14 protein-coding genes are annotated in these 16,523 nt (G+C 67.4%); all 14 read right to left on the bottom strand.

Annotated elements, in window-relative coordinates; genetic code table 11:
- Nucleotides 1-121: 121 nt before the first annotated feature.
- The 14 genes from tkt to PEM_RS13785 all read right to left on the bottom strand — a co-directional run bounded on the left by tkt (nt 122) and on the right by PEM_RS13785 (nt 16,359).
- Complete coding sequence (tkt, locus tag PEM_RS13720) at nt 122-2,119, bottom strand: transketolase (protein ID WP_111128195.1); 1,998 nt, start codon at nt 2,117-2,119, stop codon at nt 122-124.
- 126 nt (nt 2,120-2,245) lie between these two features.
- Entirely contained in the window at nt 2,246-2,668 is a 423-nt protein-coding gene (locus PEM_RS13725) for a hypothetical protein (RefSeq protein WP_227837915.1), read from the bottom strand.
- Nucleotides 2,669-2,745: 77 nt separating this feature from the next.
- Nucleotides 2,746-4,065: a dicarboxylate/amino acid:cation symporter gene (locus tag PEM_RS13730; protein ID WP_005418900.1), complete on the bottom strand. Its 1,320-nt coding sequence runs from the start codon at nt 4,063-4,065 to the stop codon at nt 2,746-2,748.
- 57 nt (nt 4,066-4,122) lie between these two features.
- A complete protein-coding gene (locus PEM_RS13735; RefSeq protein ID WP_111128198.1) occupies nt 4,123-5,838 on the bottom strand; it encodes a BatD family protein in 1,716 nt (571 codons plus the stop codon).
- The gene (locus tag PEM_RS13740; RefSeq protein ID WP_111128199.1) at nt 5,835-7,658 is read right to left on the bottom strand and encodes a VWA domain-containing protein; all 1,824 of its coding nucleotides are present in this window, start codon (nt 7,656-7,658) and stop codon (nt 5,835-5,837) included. The genes PEM_RS13735 and PEM_RS13740 overlap by 4 nt, the downstream gene beginning before the upstream one ends.
- Entirely contained in the window at nt 7,655-8,659 is a 1,005-nt protein-coding gene (locus PEM_RS13745; RefSeq protein ID WP_111128201.1) for a VWA domain-containing protein, read from the bottom strand. Before PEM_RS13745 ends, PEM_RS13740 begins: the two co-directional genes overlap by 4 nt.
- Entirely contained in the window at nt 8,656-9,105 is a 450-nt protein-coding gene (locus PEM_RS13750; RefSeq protein ID WP_111128202.1) for a DUF4381 family protein, read from the bottom strand. Before PEM_RS13750 ends, PEM_RS13745 begins: the two co-directional genes overlap by 4 nt.
- Nucleotides 9,102-10,031, bottom strand: coding sequence for a DUF58 domain-containing protein (locus tag PEM_RS13755; RefSeq protein ID WP_111128204.1), 930 nt, complete (start codon nt 10,029-10,031; stop codon nt 9,102-9,104). Before PEM_RS13755 ends, PEM_RS13750 begins: the two co-directional genes overlap by 4 nt.
- Before the next feature lie 8 nt (nt 10,032-10,039).
- Nucleotides 10,040-11,065, bottom strand: coding sequence for a MoxR family ATPase (locus PEM_RS13760; protein WP_005418911.1), 1,026 nt, complete (start codon nt 11,063-11,065; stop codon nt 10,040-10,042).
- Nucleotides 11,066-11,238: 173 nt separating this feature from the next.
- Nucleotides 11,239-13,209, bottom strand: a complete 1,971-nt coding sequence (locus tag PEM_RS13765) for a type IV pilus secretin PilQ family protein (protein WP_069139281.1) — start codon at nt 13,207-13,209, stop codon at nt 11,239-11,241.
- A gap of 21 nt (nt 13,210-13,230) precedes the next feature.
- Nucleotides 13,231-13,764: a pilus assembly protein PilP gene (locus tag PEM_RS13770; RefSeq protein ID WP_005418914.1), complete on the bottom strand. Its 534-nt coding sequence runs from the start codon at nt 13,762-13,764 to the stop codon at nt 13,231-13,233.
- Complete coding sequence (pilO, locus tag PEM_RS13775) at nt 13,764-14,420, bottom strand: type 4a pilus biogenesis protein PilO (protein WP_005418916.1); 657 nt, start codon at nt 14,418-14,420, stop codon at nt 13,764-13,766. Before pilO ends, PEM_RS13770 begins: the two co-directional genes overlap by 1 nt.
- Nucleotides 14,417-15,301, bottom strand: a complete 885-nt coding sequence (locus tag PEM_RS13780) for a PilN domain-containing protein (RefSeq protein WP_065185317.1) — start codon at nt 15,299-15,301, stop codon at nt 14,417-14,419. Before PEM_RS13780 ends, pilO begins: the two co-directional genes overlap by 4 nt.
- The gene (locus PEM_RS13785) at nt 15,301-16,359 is read right to left on the bottom strand and encodes a pilus assembly protein PilM (RefSeq protein ID WP_014038321.1); all 1,059 of its coding nucleotides are present in this window, start codon (nt 16,357-16,359) and stop codon (nt 15,301-15,303) included. The genes PEM_RS13780 and PEM_RS13785 overlap by 1 nt, the downstream gene beginning before the upstream one ends.
- Nucleotides 16,360-16,523 lie beyond the last annotated feature (164 nt).

Raw genomic sequence — 16,523 nt, forward strand, 5'->3', positions numbered from 1 at the left:
GGGACGGAGGGAATTAAGTCGTTTGTGCACAAACGACTTAATTCCCTCCGTCCCCTTTTTCTTCCGGCAACGAGAAAGGCCGGCTTCCGCCGGCCTTTCCTTTGTTGCGCCGAGAGGCTGCTTACAGCGCCTTGGCGGCTTCCACCACGTGCGCCGTGGTGATGCCGAAGTGCTTGTACAGCTGGTCGGCCGGGGCCGAAGCACCGAAGGTGTCGATACCGATCACCGCGCCGTCCAGGCCGACGAACTGGCGCCAGAAACCGGTGACGCCAGCTTCCACGGCCACGCGCTTGCGCACCGCGTTCGGCAGCACCGATTCACGGTAGGCCGCATCCTGGCGCAGGAACACGTCGGTGGACGGCATCGAGACCACGCGGGTCTTGATACCGGCCGCATCCAGCTGGGCCTTGGCTTCGGTAGCCAGCGAGACTTCCGAACCGGTGGCGATCAGGATCACGTCCGGGGTACCGGCGGCATCGGCCAGCACGTAACCGCCGCGCTCGATCTGCTTGATCTGCTCGGCGCTGCGCGGCTGGTGCGGCAGGTTCTGGCGGCTGAACACCAGGCAGCTCGGGCCGTCCTGGCGGGTGATCGCGGCCTTCCAGCTCACGGCCGACTCGACCGCATCGCACGGGCGCCACACGTCGTTGTTCGGGATATAGCGCAGCGAGGCCAGGTGCTCCACCGGCTGGTGGGTCGGGCCGTCTTCGCCCAGGCCGATCGAGTCGTGGGTATAGACGTGGATGGCGTGGGCCGGAATCAGCGCGCTCATGCGCACGCCGTTGCGGGCGTAATCACTGAACACCAGGAAGGTGGCGTCGAACGGAATGAAGCCACCGTGCAGGGCCAGGCCGTTGGCGATGGCGGTCATGCCGAACTCGCGCACGCCGTAGTACACGTAGTTGGCGTTGGCGTCGTCGCTGGCAACCGATTTGCTGCCCTTCCACAGGGTCAGGTTGGAGTGCGCCAGGTCGGCCGAGCCGCCGACGATTTCCGGCAGCAGCGGGGCGTAGGCTTCGATGGCCAGCTGCGAGGCCTTGCGCGAGGCGATCGTCGGGCCCTCAGCGGCCACCTGGGCGATGTAGGCATCGGCCTTGGCAACGAAGTCGGCCGGCAGCTCGCCGTGCGAGCGGCGGGTCAGCTCAGCCGCCTCCGCCGGATACTGGCTGGCGTACTTGTCGAACAGCTGTTCCCACTCGGCCTGGCGCAGGGTGCCGGCGCCATTGGCGCGCCAGCCGTCGTAGATCGCCTGCGGGATCTCGAACGGGCCGTACTCCCAGCCCAGCTGCTTGCGGGTGGCTTCCAGCTCGTCCTTGCCCAGCGGGGCACCGTGGCTGGATTCCTTGCCCGCCTTGTTCGGCGAACCAAAACCAATGGTGGTGCGGCAGCAGATCAGGGTCGGCTTGTCGCTCTGCGACAGCGCGGCCTCGATGCCGGCCTTGATGCTGTCCGGGTCGTGGCCGTCAACATCGCGAACCACGTTCCAGCCATAGGCCTCGAAACGCTCCGGGGTGTTGTCGGTGAACCAGCCCTCGACATTGCCGTCGATCGAGATGTGGTTGTTGTCCCAGAAGCAGACCAACTTGTGCAGGCCCCAGGTGCCGGCCAGCGAGGCCGCTTCGTGCGACACGCCTTCCATCAGGCAGCCATCACCCATGAACACCCAGGTGCGGTGGTCGACCACTTCCAGCTCCGGGCGGTTGAAGCGCTGTGCCAGCAGCTTCTCGGCCAGGGCGAAGCCGACGGCATTGGCGAAACCCTGGCCCAGCGGGCCGGTGGTGGTTTCCACGCCCGGGGTCTCGTGGCGCTCCGGGTGGCCGGCGGTGTGGCTGCCCAGCTGGCGGAACAGCTTGAGCTGCTCGATCGGCAGGTCGTAACCGCTCAGGTGCAGCAGCGCGTACTGCAGCATCGAACCGTGGCCGTTGGACAGCACGAAACGGTCGCGGTTGAACCAGTGCGGGTTGCTCGGGTTATGGCGGAGGTAGTCGTTCCAGAGGACTTCGGCGATGTCGGCCATGCCCATGGGCATGCCGGGGTGGCCGGACTTTGCGGTTTCAACCGCATCGGCGGCGAGGAAGCGGATGGCGTTGGCCAACTGGCGACGGGTAGGCTGCGTCATGGTTCTGTCGGAATCGGGAGGCGGCCGCGGACGTGCGGGCGGCCTATTGTCCCACAGACCCGGGGCCGGGTTCAGGCGTAGGACCAGATCCCTTGCCAGTGAAAGGGATCTGGTCCCGCCAACCCCTTACTTGGGCGCGGCAGCCTCGATCACGCCACACATCGACTTCTTCTGGAAGTCCTCGCCAGTGGCGTAGGTGGCCGGGGTGGTCTTGGTCACGGTGATCTTCGAACCCTTGCCCTCGGCTTCAACCAGCACGTTCCACGGCAGGGTGGTCTGGCCACCATTGAACTGGACGTTCTGTTCCAGGGTCAGCATGCCCAGGTCCTTGTCCACGCTGGCCACCTTCAGGCCCGACTTCACGCCCTCGATCTGGATACGCTTGAGAGCGTCGGCCGGGGTAACGTTGGGCACCACGTCCCAGGTGGTGAAGGTGCGCCCGGCGAAGAAGCTGCCGGTCTTGGTGTAGTTGGTTTCACAGGCCTTCTGGGCACTGGCGTCGAAAGCCAGCAGGCCCAGGGCGGCGACCATCACGTACGAAATCCTCATTTCTGCTCCCTTTCGCACGGCGCCAATCCCGACGCCTTCCATGCGTCGGGATAGTATCCATGGCATTCAGGGCGCGTTCAATCGAGGGGCGTGCCCAGCGCCGGTCCGTCATGCGACTCGCCCTTGGCCACCAACGTGGTCAGGGCCAGGTCGCCGGTCACGTTCAGGGCGGTACGGCACATGTCCAGGAAGTGGTTCACGCCCAGGATCAGGCCGATGCCCAGCGGATTCACACCGACCATCGCGCAGATCATCGCCACCACCGGCAGCGAGCCCGACGGCACACCAGCAGTGCCGATGCCGCCGAGGATGCAGACCGCCATCACCATGATCTGCTGGCCAATGCTCAGGTCCACGCCAAAGAACTGGGCCAGGAAGATCACCGTCACGCCCTCGAACAGCGCGGTGCCGTTCTGGTTGGCGGTGGCGCCCACGGTCAGCACGAAGCGCGACACGCGCTGCGGCAGGCCCATCTGGTCGGCCACGCGCAGTGCGGTCGGCAGGGTCGCGTTGCTGGAGGCGGTGGAGAACGCCATCACCGTCGCTTCCTGGGTATCGCGGAAGAACGACAGCGGCGAGCGGCCAGACAGCCATACGGCAGTACCGTAGGTCACGACCATGTGCAGGCCGAGCGCCAGCACCACCACGCCCACGTAGGCGCCCAGGCGGATGATCAGCTCGAAGCCGAACAGCGCGGCCAGGTTGAACATGAAGCAGGCCACCGCATAGGGGGCCAGGCGGATGACCAGGTTGATCAGGGTCATCGAGATTTCAAACACGCCTTCGATGGCGCGGCGCAGCGGGGCGACCTTCTCGTTGTCGGTCAGCACCATGCCGATGCCGAACATCAGCGCGAAGAACATCAGCGACAGGATCGCACCGTTGTCCGACGCGGCCTGCAGCACGTTGCTCGGCACGATCGACAGCAGCATGTCCATGCCCTTCGGCGTGCCATGGATGCCAGCGACGATTTCCTTGCTGCGCTCGGCGTTCTCCGACAGCATCATGGCGGCGACCTGCGGATCGACGCCCGCGCCCGGCTTGAGCAGGTTGACCAGCACCAGGCCGATGCCCACGGCAATGCCGGACAGCAGCACGGTATACGCCAGGGTCTTCCAGCCGATGCGGCCGAGGGCGCGGATGTCGCCCATCTCCGATACGCCCATGATCAGCGCCGAGAAGATCAGCGGCACGATCAGCATGAAGATCAGGTTGAGGAACAGGCCCGACGCCGGGGTGGTGACGTAGTCCATGACCCACTTGGCACCGGCCTGCAGACCATCGACGCTGCCGCCCAGGGCGTGCACGATCAGTCCCAGGACCAGGCCGATCGCAAAGCCGATGCCCATCTTCCAATGCAGGGGCAACTTCTTCTTGTCGGCAGCAGCTGCTGTCATACGCGGGTTTCCTCGAAAAATGAATGCACTCTAACAAAGCGCGCAAGCGGCGCCGGTTCAGGTTCGCCGCGTTGGATACAACGGCGCCAGGCCAGTTTCGGCGGTGCCCTTAGCCGCCGACCAGTGCGGTCCGTCACGGAAGACCTCGCGCAGGCGCGTGCGCAAAGGGGCCAGTTCGCCCTGCCCGCCCCAGCGCGCCTGCTGCAGGTCCAGCAACACCTGGCGCTGGGCCGGGTCATCCAGCCGGGCGATCACCTGCTCGATGCGCTCCACGCCCGCCATCGCACACAGATGCGCCTCCACCTGATCGAAACCCTCACCATCCAGCGCGCGGCGCAGTTCGGCCAGGCCCGCGCGCCCGCTCACCACGGTCGGCACAGAGGGCGTGCCGGCTGCAGGCGCCGCCACACGCGGGCGTCGGCCTCGCTGCCAGCCCCACAACAGGGTCAGCAGCCACAGCAGCGCCAGGCCAATGGCCGCCGCCATCCACGGCCACGGACGCTCGGACAGGCCGCTGGCGCGTGGATCGGTCGCGGCGATACGCGCATCCTGTCCATCGCTGCCCGGCAGCGCGGCAGCGGTGTCGATCGGTGGCAGCGCTGCCGGCGAGGCAGTGGCAGCGCCGGTACCGGCCGCAACGGCCAGCGTCAGGTCCGGCAGCTTGGCTTCCTGTGCCTTGCCGTTGCGCACATCCCACCAGGGCAGGCGTGGTCCCGGCACCACCAGCGAACCCGGCTGGCGCGGCACGATCGAATAGCGGCGGGTGATCTTCAGGCGCGGCGTGCTGCCGTTGAAGGTCTCTTCGTACTGTGCCGGCTCGGCAAACACCTGCGCTGCGTTGCCGACATCGGGGACCGGCAGGTCGGTGAACTGTGCACGGGTGGTGCCTTCGGCAACCGCTTCGACCACCACGTTGGCTGCCTCGCCGGTACGGGCACTGGTGGGCGCGCTGGTGTAGCGCAGCTGCAGGCTCTGCAGGGGCAACCACGGCTGCGGCGCCTGTGCCGGCTGTGCCTGCACCTGCAACGTGCGGTCTGCGCCAGTGGCATTCATGCGGCCATCTCCGCCCCCGAAGAAGTCATCGAAGAAACCTCCGGCGCTGCGCCCGCTGAAACGCGCACCGGACAGCCGCAACGTGCCGCTGCGCTCGGGGATCAGCAGGAAACGTCGTTCGACCACGTTGTAGCGGCGCCCGTTGACCTGGCGCACATCTGTGCGGTCGTCGCCAACGCGCTGCAACGACGCGCCCGCCGGGGTATCCAGCACCAGCTCGCCGGAGGCCAGCTGCGAGGCGAAATACAACCGCACCACCACGCCCACGCTCTGCTGCACGTACGGCGTATCGTCATCGACAAGGGTTTCGATGAAGGCCATCGCATTGCTGTCAGGCCCGGCCACGGCGGCCGCATCGACCTGCAGCGTCAGCGGCGCAGTGCGCACACTGCCCACCTGCAGGCCCGGTACCACCAGCGCACCACTGCGCCGCGGCGTCAGCGCCACGCCATACAGGTTGCGCTGCTGCATGCTGCCATTGCTCCATTCCACCTGGCGGCTGCTGGTCTGGCCGCTCAGGTCGAAGTCGGTGCGCAATGGCGTGAAGTCGGGAGCGCCCTGATCGCTCTCGACATTAAGGGTGACCGTATCACCCATCGCGATGCGGTCGCGGTCCAGCCAGGCGCGTGGTTGCGCCCAGGCCAGCAGCGGCAGCCACAGCAACAGCGCCGCCAGTACCGGCCGTGACCAGTGCCCGTGCATGTTGATCGCCCGCGTCATCGCCCTTCCCTCTTCCTGCGTTCGTTTTCCAGCTGGAACTTGGCCCGCAGCAACGCGCCCGGATCATCCGGCACACGCCGCATCCACGCTTCCACCGCCTGTTGCTCCTCGCGCTCGCGCGGCGTGCGGCCCTCCCCCCCCGGTACGGATTTGCCGTCCTTGCCAGCATCGCCCTCGCGTGCCTGCTGCATCGCCTGCTGCATCCGCTGGCGCTGCTGCTCATCGGCCTGGGCCTGTGCCTTGGCATCCTCCACCTGTGGTGGCGCCTGCTGGCCATCGCGGCCGCGCTCGCCGGGCTGCGGGCTCGACGGGTTCTTGTCGTCACCCGCCTTGGGCTGCCCCTGCTGGCCCTGGCCGGGATTCTGCTGTCCCTGCTGCGGCTTCTGGCCCTGCGGGTTCTGCTGGCCCGGGGCATCGTTCTGCTGCTTCTGCTGCCCGTTCTGCGGTGGCTTCTGCTGATCCTGGCCTTTGCCACCCGACTGCCTGCGCTTGCGCGCGGCATCGACCACGGCACGGTTGGCGACCGCATCGGCCATGCCGGGATGCAACGCCAGCGCGCGGTCGTAGGCGGCGATCGCTTCGTCGTAGTTGCCTTCGCGTGCCAGCGTGTTGGCCAGGTTGTACCAGCCGGCATCGCTGTCGATACCCTCGAACTGCCTGCGCGCAGTGGCGAAGTCGCCCTTGCGGTAAGCCTGGACCCCCTCGGCCAGGCGCTGATGCTGCGCCTGGTCGCTACGCTTCCACAGCGTGCCCTGCGCGGGTTGCGAGGCCTGCGTCGCAGGTGCCTGCGCCTGCGCGTCATTCATCCATGGCACGAGGCCGACCGCGAGCACCGCGGCCAGCAGCGCACGACGGCGGAAGGCCAGCAATGCCAGCAGCATCACCGGCGGCAGCAGCCAGAAGCCTTCGTCACGCCACTGCTTGCCTTCGCCCGGCCGCTGCGCCGCCGTGCCTTCGCGCGCGTCGAGTACACCGAGCGCACGCAGATCGCTGTCATCGGCGGAGATGCGTGCATAGCGGCCGCCGCCGGCAATGACCACCGCGCGCAGGCTGCCCTCATCCAGCGCAGCCTGGCGGATCTGCCCGCTGCCATCGCGGTAGGCCGCACCGGCAGGCGTGCCCAGGCCCAGCACCGACACCTGCAGGCCCAGGCTGCGTGCCTGCGCTGCCGCCAGTGCAGCTTCACCATCCGCCTGGTCGCTGACCAGCAGGATCTGCCCCTGCAGCGCACCGATCTGCCGCATCAGCCGTGTTGCCCAGTCGATGCCGCGGTCGGCACGCTGGCCATCGCGTGGCATAACGTCCGGCGACAGCGCATCCAGATACAGCGCAACATTGCGGCCGTCATCAGTCAGCGGCGCCACGGTGTAGGCATCATCGGCATACACCACCAGGCCCACCTGCCCGCCCTGGCGCGCGCGCAGCAGCTGGCCTACTTTCGCGCGCGCCTGCAGCAGGCGCGACGGTGGCAGATCGGTTGCGCTGATCCGGCTGGACAGGTCCAGTACCACCAGCAGTGGTGCGCTGGCCTGGAACATCGGCTGCGCCTGCTGCCGCCAGCTCGGCCCGGCCATCGCCAGCGATGCCAGTGTCCAGCCCAGCAGCAGCGCCCATGGCAGGCGCACGCGACGCTTCGCGCCGGCGGCCAGCAGATGTGGCAACAGATGTGCATCCACCGCCTGCCGCCACGCATCACTGCGCCGTTGCCGGTACAGCGCCAACGCGATGATCAGCGGCAGCGCCAGCAGTGCCCACAACCAGTCGGGCCGCAGGAAGTGCAGCGCGTTCCAGTCGGGAAGACTCGAAGCAAACGCGATCATCGGCGACGCTCCGGCCACAGCCATGCCAATGCGCCCAGCAGCAATGCCAGGCCCAACGGCCACGCATAGCGTTCCTCGCGAGGGCGCAGGCTCGGGCCCTTTGCGGCCACTGGCTCCAGGCGATCGAGCTCGGCGTAGATCCCGGCCAGCTGCGCGGTATCACGCGCGCGGAAGAACTGGCCGCCGGTCATGCTGGCGATCTTCTTCAGGGTGGCCTCATCGACCGGATCCTGGTCGGTGGAAATCGGAATGCCGAACAACCGCATGCTGCCATCGCCGCCAAACGCAACCGTGTGGATGCGCACGCCTTCGGCGCGTGCGACTTCCGCAGCGCGCAGGGGTTCCAGCACACCGGCATTGCTGACACCATCGGTCAACAGGATCAGTACGCGCTGCCCCTCCGGCTGGCTACGCAGGCGCTTGACCGCCAGGCCGATGGCATCACCGATGGCGGTCTCGCGCCCGGCCAGGCCGACCACGCTGTCGCGCAGCTGGTCGCGCACGCTGGCCAGGTCCGCAGTCAGCGGCGTGAGCGTATAGGCGCGGTCGCCGAAGATCAGCAGGCCAACGCGGTCGCCGGCACGACGATCCAGGAAGTCGGCCAGCACAGCCTTGGCCGCGGTGAGGCGATCGACCGCCTGGCCGCCCAGCACCATGTCGCCCTCGCCCATGCTGCCGGACACATCCATCGCCAGCATCATCTGCCGCCCCTGCTGCGGCGGGGTGATGGCTTCGCCCAGCTGCTGCGGTCGTGCCAGCGCGATGCACAGTGCACACCAGCCCAGCCACAGCAGCAGCGTGCGCAGCCACGACGCGTCAACACGGCCGCCACCAGACAGGGCTTCGAGCTCGGCGGCAGCATAGGGCACACGCAGTGCGGCGCCGGGTTCTGCACGGCGCTTCCACCAGCGCATCAGCAGCGGCATCGGGAGGGCCAGCAGGGCCAGCGGCCACGCCAGCTGCAGGTCCGGCCATGGCCAATAGGTCGTCCACAGGTTCATCGGCGGCGCTCCAGCAGCATCGCCAGATAGCGTTCGCGGGCCCAGCTGCGCACAGCGGCCACGTCGTTGCTGTCGACGCGCGGGCGATAGGCGCCTTCGGCCAACAGGCTGCGGCGCGCATCGGGCAACGTGCCCTGCGGGTCCAGGCATTGCCACCAGGCGTCATCGCGCAGTGATTCGCTGCCCGGCTTCGCATGGCGTGCGGCACGGCGCAGCAGTCCCGCGATGGCCGCCAGTTCGGCCGTAGCGTCGGGGGCGATTGCCAGTTCCTGATCGAACAGCTGCAACCAGCGCTGGCGGCGGCGGCGACGTCGCCACATCACCACGGCGATCACCAGCAGCAACAGCACGACCACCGCGCCGATCATCAGGTAACCAGGGGCTGGCGGCCACCATGACGGTGCTGGCGGCAGCTGCACATCGCGCAACGGCAGCGCGGCGCTCATGCCGGCACCTCGGTCGGCGACGGCGCCAGCCAGGCGTCGCTGGGCGCATCGGTAGACAGCACCTGTACGTCGACACGGCGTGCGCCGAGCTGGCGCCGCAGTTCCTGCAGCGGTTGGACGAAGTGTGCCTGCCAATGGGCCTGCACTTCACTGCGACGCAGGTCGAGGCCGATGCGCTGCTGTGCGGTCTGGAACTGCAACGCCGCCGACGGTGGCCGCAGCTCCAGTGGATCGACCAGCAGCACCAGGCTGAGGTCGTGATGCTGGGCCAGCGCGCTCCAGCGCGCCGGCGGAATGCGGATGGCCTGCTGCGGATCGGCCAGCACCAGCATGCGTGCCCCCGGGCGCAGCACGCGACCGGCATGGTCCAGCGCGCGCTCCAGGCCCAGATCGTCGGCTGGCGGCTGTGCGTACCAGCGGGTCAGCGCGTCGAGCACGCGCAGCACGCCGCGTGGCCCACCTGCCGGAGCGATCGGCGCTTCGCGGTCGCTGCCACGCAATGCGCCCACGCGGTCGCCACGGCGCTGCGCCGACCACGCGGCAACAGCACCGGCGCGTGCGGCCTGCACCGATTTGAAGCGCACGCGGGTGCCGAAGTACAGCGCCGGCGAGGTATCGGCCACGATCAGGCTGACCCGTTCGCGTTCGGCCTGGAACAGTTTGGTATGGGCGCGACCGGTGCGCGCCGTCACACGCCAATCGATGTGGCGCGCGTCGTCGCCGGCCACGTATTCGCGCGACTCGGCGTACTCCATGCCGCGGCCGCGCAGCGGGGACGGTGCCTGGCCCGCGTTGCCGGTGCGGCCACGGCGCGGCGGCGGCGGACGCTGTGCCAGCCGGCGCAGCGCGACCAGTTCGGCCAGCTGCGGGCGCAGCCCGTCACCTTCGAGCGCAGACGGTGCCTGTTCCACGGATGGATCGGTCATGCGCAGGCTCAGGGTGCCGGCACCCGGGCCAGCAGCTCCTGCACCAGGCGCTCGCCGTCCCAGCCTTCGGCGGTGGCTTCATAGCTGGGCAGCACGCGATGGCGCAGCACGTCGGCGGCGACCGCGCGCACGTCGTCGGGCGTGACGAAGTCACGGCCAGCCAACCACGCCCGCGCGCGGGCGCAGCGTTCCAGTGCGATGGAACCGCGCGGGCTTGCCCCCCATGCGATGCGGCGGCCGAGGCCGGCGTCGTAGCGCGATGGATCACGCGAGGCCAGCACCAGTTCGATCAGGTAGCGCTCCAGTGCCGGTGCCATGTGCAGGTCCAGCACTTCGCGGCGGGCGTCGAACACGTCCTGCATCGGCATCTTGTCTGGCGCCGGCGCGGCCTCGCCCAACGCGCCACGGGCGCGCTCGCGGGCCAGCCGCAGGATTTCCGATTCAGCCGCCTGGTCCGGGTAACCGATGCGCACATGCATCAGGAAGCGGTCCAGCTGCGCTTCCGGCAGCGGGAACGTGCCTTCCTGCTCGATCGGATTCTGCGTGGCCATCACCAGGAACAGCGGCGGCAGCGCATAGGTATGGCGGCCAACCGTGACCTGGCGCTCGCCCATGGCTTCCAGCAGCGCCGACTGCACCTTGGCCGGCGCACGGTTGATCTCGTCGGCCAGCAGGATCGGGTGGAAGATCGGGCCAGGCACGAACTCGAAGCGGCCCTCCTGAGGGCGCCAGATCTCGGTGCCGGTGAGGTCGGCCGGCAGCAGGTCGGGGGTGAACTGCACGCGGGCAAAGTCTGCTTCCAGGCGCGAGGCCAGTGCACGGATCGCCGTGGTCTTGGCCAGGCCCGGCGCGCCCTCCACCAGCAGGTGGCCGTCGGCCAGCAACGCGATCAGCAGGCGTTCGACCAGGGCCGCCTGGCCGACGATCTCGGTCGACAACGCATCGCGCAGCTGGGTGAATGCCGCATGCAGGCGGGAGGTTGCCGGCGCGGGCGGCGGCGAGACAGTTTCGGGCATCGGCGGTGGCAGGTTCATGGGGGCCTTTGACCGGCGCAGGACGGCACGGGTTCCCGACATCATCGCAGGGTGCCTTGCGATTGGCATCAAGAACGGCTGAACAGCGCATCCACGCATGGCGTGGATCTACCGGCGGAAACGAGGAAGGGCCGCACAGGGCGGCCCTTCTTCGAAGACTTCGGAGCGGTGGCTCAGTTCTGCTTGGCCACGCGCAGCACCTTCGGGGTGACGAACACCAGCAGTTCGGCCTTGTCCTTGTTGCGGCCGCGCTTCTTGAACAGGTTGCCCAGGAACGGCACGTCGCCCAGGAACGGCACCTTGCTGATGCTGTTGCGATCGGTGAACTCGTAGACACCACCGATCACCACGGTCTGCCCGTCCTCGACCAGCACCGCGGTATTGACTTCGCGGCGGTTGATCGACGGCACGGTGCCGTAGCCCTCCAGCTGGATCAGCTGGTCGACTTCGTCCTTCTTCACCTGCATGTTGAGGAACACGCGGTTGTCGTTGGTGATGGTCGGAGTGACCTTCAGCTCCAGCACCACTTCCTTGAACTGCACGTTCGGCGTCGCCACGCCGCCAGCGGTACCACCGCTGATGGTGACGTAACCGATCTCCTTGCCCTGCTTGATCATCGCTTCGCGCTGGTTGGTGGTGACCACGCGCGGGTTGGAGATCACCTCGCCTCGCGATTCCTGCTGCATGGCCGACAGTTCCACGTCCAGCAGGTAGCCGGCATTGAGGATCGACAGTGCCAGCGAACCCGGGTTGCTGGCGGCGGCCACCGGCAGGTTCCAGTTCAGGCCACGGGTGATCGCCGAGCCGGACTTCACCGGCGGCGGGCCGACCCGGCCACCGGCTTCCCAGTCACGCTCGGCCTTGGCGTTGGCCAGGTCTGTTGCGACCTGCGACTTGCGGGTCTCGGCATTGGCATCCAGGCTGCCGCTGAAGTACACGTTGTCACGGCTACCGCTGACACCGAACTTCGCGCCCAGTTCGCGGGCGAAGGTATCGGTGGCGATGACAATGCGGCTTTCGATCAGCACCTGGTCGACCGGGCGGTCGATCACGTTGATCAGCTCGCGCATGCGCGCGATCTTCTTCGGGATATCGCTGATCATCAGCGTGTTGGTGCGCTCGTCGGCCACGATGCGGCCGCGCGAGGACAGGAAGCCACTGTCTTCCTGCGACGAGCTGCCCGAACCACCACCGCTGCCACCACCGCCACTGCCACCAATGCCCTTGGCCTCGGTCAGCGCTTTGAAGATCTGCGTGGCGCTGTGGTAGTTGATCTGGATGTAGTCGGTCTGCAGGTCTTCGCGGTTCTCGATGGCGATGCGCGCGTCTTCCTTCTCCTGCTCGAACTTGGCCAGTTCAGCCTGCGGCGCCACCCAGATCACGCTGCCATCGCGACGCTTGTCCAGGCCCTTGGCGCGCAGGACGATGTCCAGCGCCTGGTCCCACGGTACATTGACCAGGCGCAGGGTCACATTGCCCTGCACCGAGTCGGACGCAACCACGTTCAGGTTGGACTCCTCGGCGATCAACTGCAGCACGGTGCGCACCGGCACGTCCTGGAAGTTGAAGGTCACCGGCTTGCCGGTGAAGCCGCGCTGGCCGACGGCCTTGGCCGCCTGGGTGACGCTGCCGGCGGTGACCGCGCCGACGGCGGCCTGGGCCTGCCGCGGGCTGATCTCGACCACGTACTCGTTGCCGCTCTGGTAGGCCAGCGACTCCACTGCACCGCCGGTACTCAGCACCAGCTGGGTGCCGGCACCCGACGGCTTGGCGTCGATGCGCTGTACCGGCGTGGCGAAGTCGGTGACGTTCATCGGCTTCTGCAGGTTGGCCGGCAGTCGGGCATTGCCGACGTCGACCACCACGCTGTTGCCCTGCGTGCGCAGGTCAGGAATCGCGCCCTGCCCGTCGAACTGCACGATCAGGCGCCCGGCGCCGTCATCGCCACGCTTGAAATCGATCTTGGCCACCGACAGGCCTGCCGGCGCAGCGGCCGGTGCCACGGTGGCGCCCACCGGTTTTTCCGCCGGTGCGGCAGCCAGCGCCGGAGCGCAGGCCAGCATCAGCGCGACTCCCAGCGCGCTGACACGGTTCAAGGTAGAGCGCCGGATGGGACGCAGCCCCTTGGCTTGGTGAAAGGTCATCGTGCTATCCCCAGTAAACGATCATTGATCTTCAAGCGAGAGCGTTGCCGGCCGTTCCAGCCAGCCACCCGCGCCATCCGGCACCAGTTCGATCAGCTCCACGCGGTCTTCGAAGACCGCCGTGACCCGCCCGTCGCTCTGCCCCAGGTAACCGCCCGGGCGAACCCGGTAGGTGACCTTGTCCGGCCCCATCACCAGCGCCACGGTGCCTGCACCGGTACCGATGGTGCCGACCATGTCCAGCGCATCCAGCGGGAAGCCTTCCAACGGCTCCTTGCGCCGGTTCGGGTCCGGTCGCAATCCGCCGTTCCCCTGCTGCGGATTGGTCCAGGCATCGGTGAACGGATCGCGCATGCCCTGCGCGGAGTATTCAAAGGTCTCGAACTGCTGCATCACCGGCAGCGGCTCCAGCGGTTGCGCCGGTCGCGCGCGCTCGCCTTCCACCCACTTCTCAAGGTTCGGTGCGTCGCCGGGCGTGCTGGTCACGCCACGGCCGCAACCGGCCAGCAGCAGTACAGCCAGCACCATCGCACCACGTACGGTCTGCGCGCGCATCACTTCTTGCCCTCCTTGCCAGCGTCGGCCGCCTGCTGCGCCTGCACTTCGGTCTCGTCCAGGTAACGGTAGGTCTTGACCGTACCGGACAGTTCCAGTGCACCGCTGCGGACGTTGCCGCCGGTCTTTTCCTTGGGCTTGAGGTTGATGTCATGCATGGTCAGGATCACCACCCGCGGCAACGAGGCCACGCCACTGACGAACGCGCCGAACTGGTGGTAACTGCCCACCATGCGCAGCTTGATCGGCTTCTCGGCGTAGAACTCCTTGATCTGCTCCTGCTCCGGCTCGAACAGCTCGTTGGTCAGGCCGCTGGACAGCGCGGTCTGCGAGATGTCGATGATCAGGTCGGGCATTTCGGTCTTGCTCGGCAGCTGCCGCAGCATCTGCTGCAGCACCTGCTCCATCTGCGCCAGCTGCTGCTTCAGCGGCCCCAGGTTCACCGCGCGTTCCTGCTGCTTGGTGAACTCGGTGCGCAGCTCGACTTCCTTCGATTCCAGGCCGGCCAGTTCCTCGCGCTTGCCGCTGATCAGCAGCATCCACGCCACGAACATGATGACCAGCGCCAGCAACGAGCAGAAGACGATCTTGGCCTTCTGCGGCCAGTTGCCGATGTCGTTGAAATCCAGGTTCTTGATGTCGATCTTCTGGCTCATGCGCGGTCCCCCTGCAGCAGCGCATTGAAGGCCTGCGGCGGCTGCGCCAGGCGGCTGCCCTCAGGCTTCGGGGCAGGTGCCGGGGCCGGCGCGGCGGCCGGAGCGGCCGGTTGGTTCGGCTTGGCCGGAGTGGCCGGCGGTGCAGCGGCCGGTGCGGCGGGAGCCGCTGCCGGCTGGCCCGCTGCCGGAGCCGCAGGCGTCGCGGCATCCGGACCTGCGGCCAACGGAGCCACCGGTGCCGGCGGAGCCGTCGCCACCGACCCATCGGCGTTCAGGCCCGGCGTCGCCGAGACCTCTTCGCTCTGTGCCGGCAGTTTCACCTTGACCACGAACACGTAGGGCAGCGCCTTGATGTCGGCCAGCGGACCGACCTTGCCATCCTTGTCCTTCTCCGGGTCACGCGCTTCGATGATCGACAGCTCCGGATTGGTCATCCAGCCGGAGGTCTCCAGGTTGCGCATGTAGGCCGAAACGCGGGCATTGGACTGGGTGCGCCCTTCCAGCGTCAGCACATCCCCTTCCTGCTTCAGTGCGGTCAGCACCACGCCATCGGGAATGGTGCGCACCAGCGCGTCGAACAGGTGGACCATCTGCGAGCGCTTGGCCTGCAGTTCCTCGATCACCTTCTTGCGGGCCAGCAGGCGTTCCTTCTGCGCGTCGAGGCGATCGATCTCCTTGTTCTGTTCCTTGACCTTCTCGATCTCAGCTTCCAGATAGGCGTTGCGGTCCATCTGGCCGCTCACCTGGCGGTCGTAATAGAACCAGATCATCAGCGACAACAGCAGGCCACCGACAGCGGCCATGCCCAGCATTGCGTAGAACTCGCGCTGGCGTTGCTTGCGCCGTTCGGCGCGCCAGGGCAATAGATTGATGCGTGCCATCAGTCGAAGCTCCTCAGCGCCAGACCGGTCGCGATCATCAGCGCGGGGGCATCCTGGGCCAACGCATGCGCGTTCACCTTCGGCCCCAGGGTCATCTGCGCCAGCGGGTTGGCGACCACAGTCGGCACGCCCAGCTGCTCCTCGACCATCTCCGGCAGGCCACCGAGCACGGCGCAGCCGCCGGCCAGCACGATGTGATCGACGCGGTTGAATTCGCTGCCCGCATAGAAGAACTGCAGCAGGCGGCTGATCTGCTGGACCGTGGCTTCCTTGAACGGCTCCAGCACCTCCATCTCGTAGCTTTCCGGCAGGCCGCCCTGGCGCTTGGCCAGCCCGGCTTCCTCGTAGCTCAGGCCGTAGCGGCGCATGATCTCGTCGGTCAGCTGCTTGCCACCGAACACCTGCTCGCGGCTGTAAAGGCTACGACCGCCGCGCAGGACATTGAGGGTGGTCATGGTGGCGCCGATGTCGACCAGCGCAACCACGCCGTCGATGGACACCGGCAGCTCGCTGGCGACCAGGGCATAGGCGTTCTCGACCGCGAAGGCCTCCACGTCCATCACCTTGGCCTGCAGGCCACCGAGCTCCAGCGCGGACTGGCGCAGCTCGACATTCTCCGAACGCGACGCGGCCAGCAGCACCTGGACCATCTCCGGGTTGTTCGGGATCGACCCGATCACCTCGAAGTCCAGGTTCACTTCCTCGATCGGATACGGAATGTAGTTGACCGCTTCCAGCTCGATCTGGGCTTCCATGTCGTTTTCGTCGAGATCGGCCGGCATCGGGATCACCTTGGTGATCACCGCCGACCCCGCGACGGCGGCAGCGGCCAGTTTGGCCTTGCTGCCTGAACGGTTCATCGCCCGGCGGATGGCCTCACCGACGGCCTCCACTTCGACGATGTTCTTCTCCACCACCGCATTCGGCGGAAGAGGTTCCACAGCGTAATGTTCCACGCGGAAACGATTGCCGCTGCGGGACAGCTGCAAAAGCTTTACCGCAGTCGAACTGATGTCGACGCCTACAAGCGGCGACTGACTTTTTGGGATGAGCCCCACGGTTTCTCCCCTGCCGACGGGCACTTGGACGCAAGACCTGCGTCCGAGCATTAATAACGTATTCTTAGCAAATGGCAACGGCCCTGCTGTGAAATCCCTCACGGATTCACCATGCAGCCCCTGACTGTTCCCCTTGCGCTCCCCGGTGCCGACCCCAGCCGCCA

Source organism: Stenotrophomonas sp. Pemsol (genome assembly GCF_003586545.1).
Classification (GTDB): domain Bacteria; phylum Pseudomonadota; class Gammaproteobacteria; order Xanthomonadales; family Xanthomonadaceae; genus Stenotrophomonas; species Stenotrophomonas sepilia.

Bases quoted from the DNA above. Each gene is read 5' to 3' on its own strand.
- PEM_RS13755 (WP_111128204.1), bottom strand. From the start codon at position 10,031: ATGACCGATCCATCCGTGGAACAGGCACCGTCTGCGCTCGAAGGTGAC.
- PEM_RS13765 (WP_069139281.1), bottom strand. From the start codon at position 13,209: ATGACCTTTCACCAAGCCAAGGGGCTGCGTCCCATCCGGCGCTCTACC.
- PEM_RS13730 (WP_005418900.1), bottom strand. From the start codon at position 4,065: ATGACAGCAGCTGCTGCCGACAAGAAGAAGTTGCCCCTGCATTGGAAG.
- PEM_RS13725 (WP_227837915.1), bottom strand. From the start codon at position 2,668: ATGAGGATTTCGTACGTGATGGTCGCCGCCCTGGGCCTGCTGGCTTTC.
- PEM_RS13735 (WP_111128198.1), bottom strand. From the start codon at position 5,838: ATGACGCGGGCGATCAACATGCACGGGCACTGGTCACGGCCGGTACTG.
- PEM_RS13745 (WP_111128201.1), bottom strand. From the start codon at position 8,659: ATGAACCTGTGGACGACCTATTGGCCATGGCCGGACCTGCAGCTGGCG.
- PEM_RS13770 (WP_005418914.1), bottom strand. From the start codon at position 13,764: ATGCGCGCGCAGACCGTACGTGGTGCGATGGTGCTGGCTGTACTGCTG.
- PEM_RS13750 (WP_111128202.1), bottom strand. From the start codon at position 9,105: ATGAGCGCCGCGCTGCCGTTGCGCGATGTGCAGCTGCCGCCAGCACCG.
- tkt (WP_111128195.1), bottom strand. From the start codon at position 2,119: ATGACGCAGCCTACCCGTCGCCAGTTGGCCAACGCCATCCGCTTCCTC.
- PEM_RS13780 (WP_065185317.1), bottom strand. From the start codon at position 15,301: ATGGCACGCATCAATCTATTGCCCTGGCGCGCCGAACGGCGCAAGCAA.
- pilO (WP_005418916.1), bottom strand. From the start codon at position 14,420: ATGAGCCAGAAGATCGACATCAAGAACCTGGATTTCAACGACATCGGC.
- PEM_RS13760 (WP_005418911.1), bottom strand. From the start codon at position 11,065: ATGAACCTGCCACCGCCGATGCCCGAAACTGTCTCGCCGCCGCCCGCG.
- PEM_RS13740 (WP_111128199.1), bottom strand. From the start codon at position 7,658: ATGATCGCGTTTGCTTCGAGTCTTCCCGACTGGAACGCGCTGCACTTC.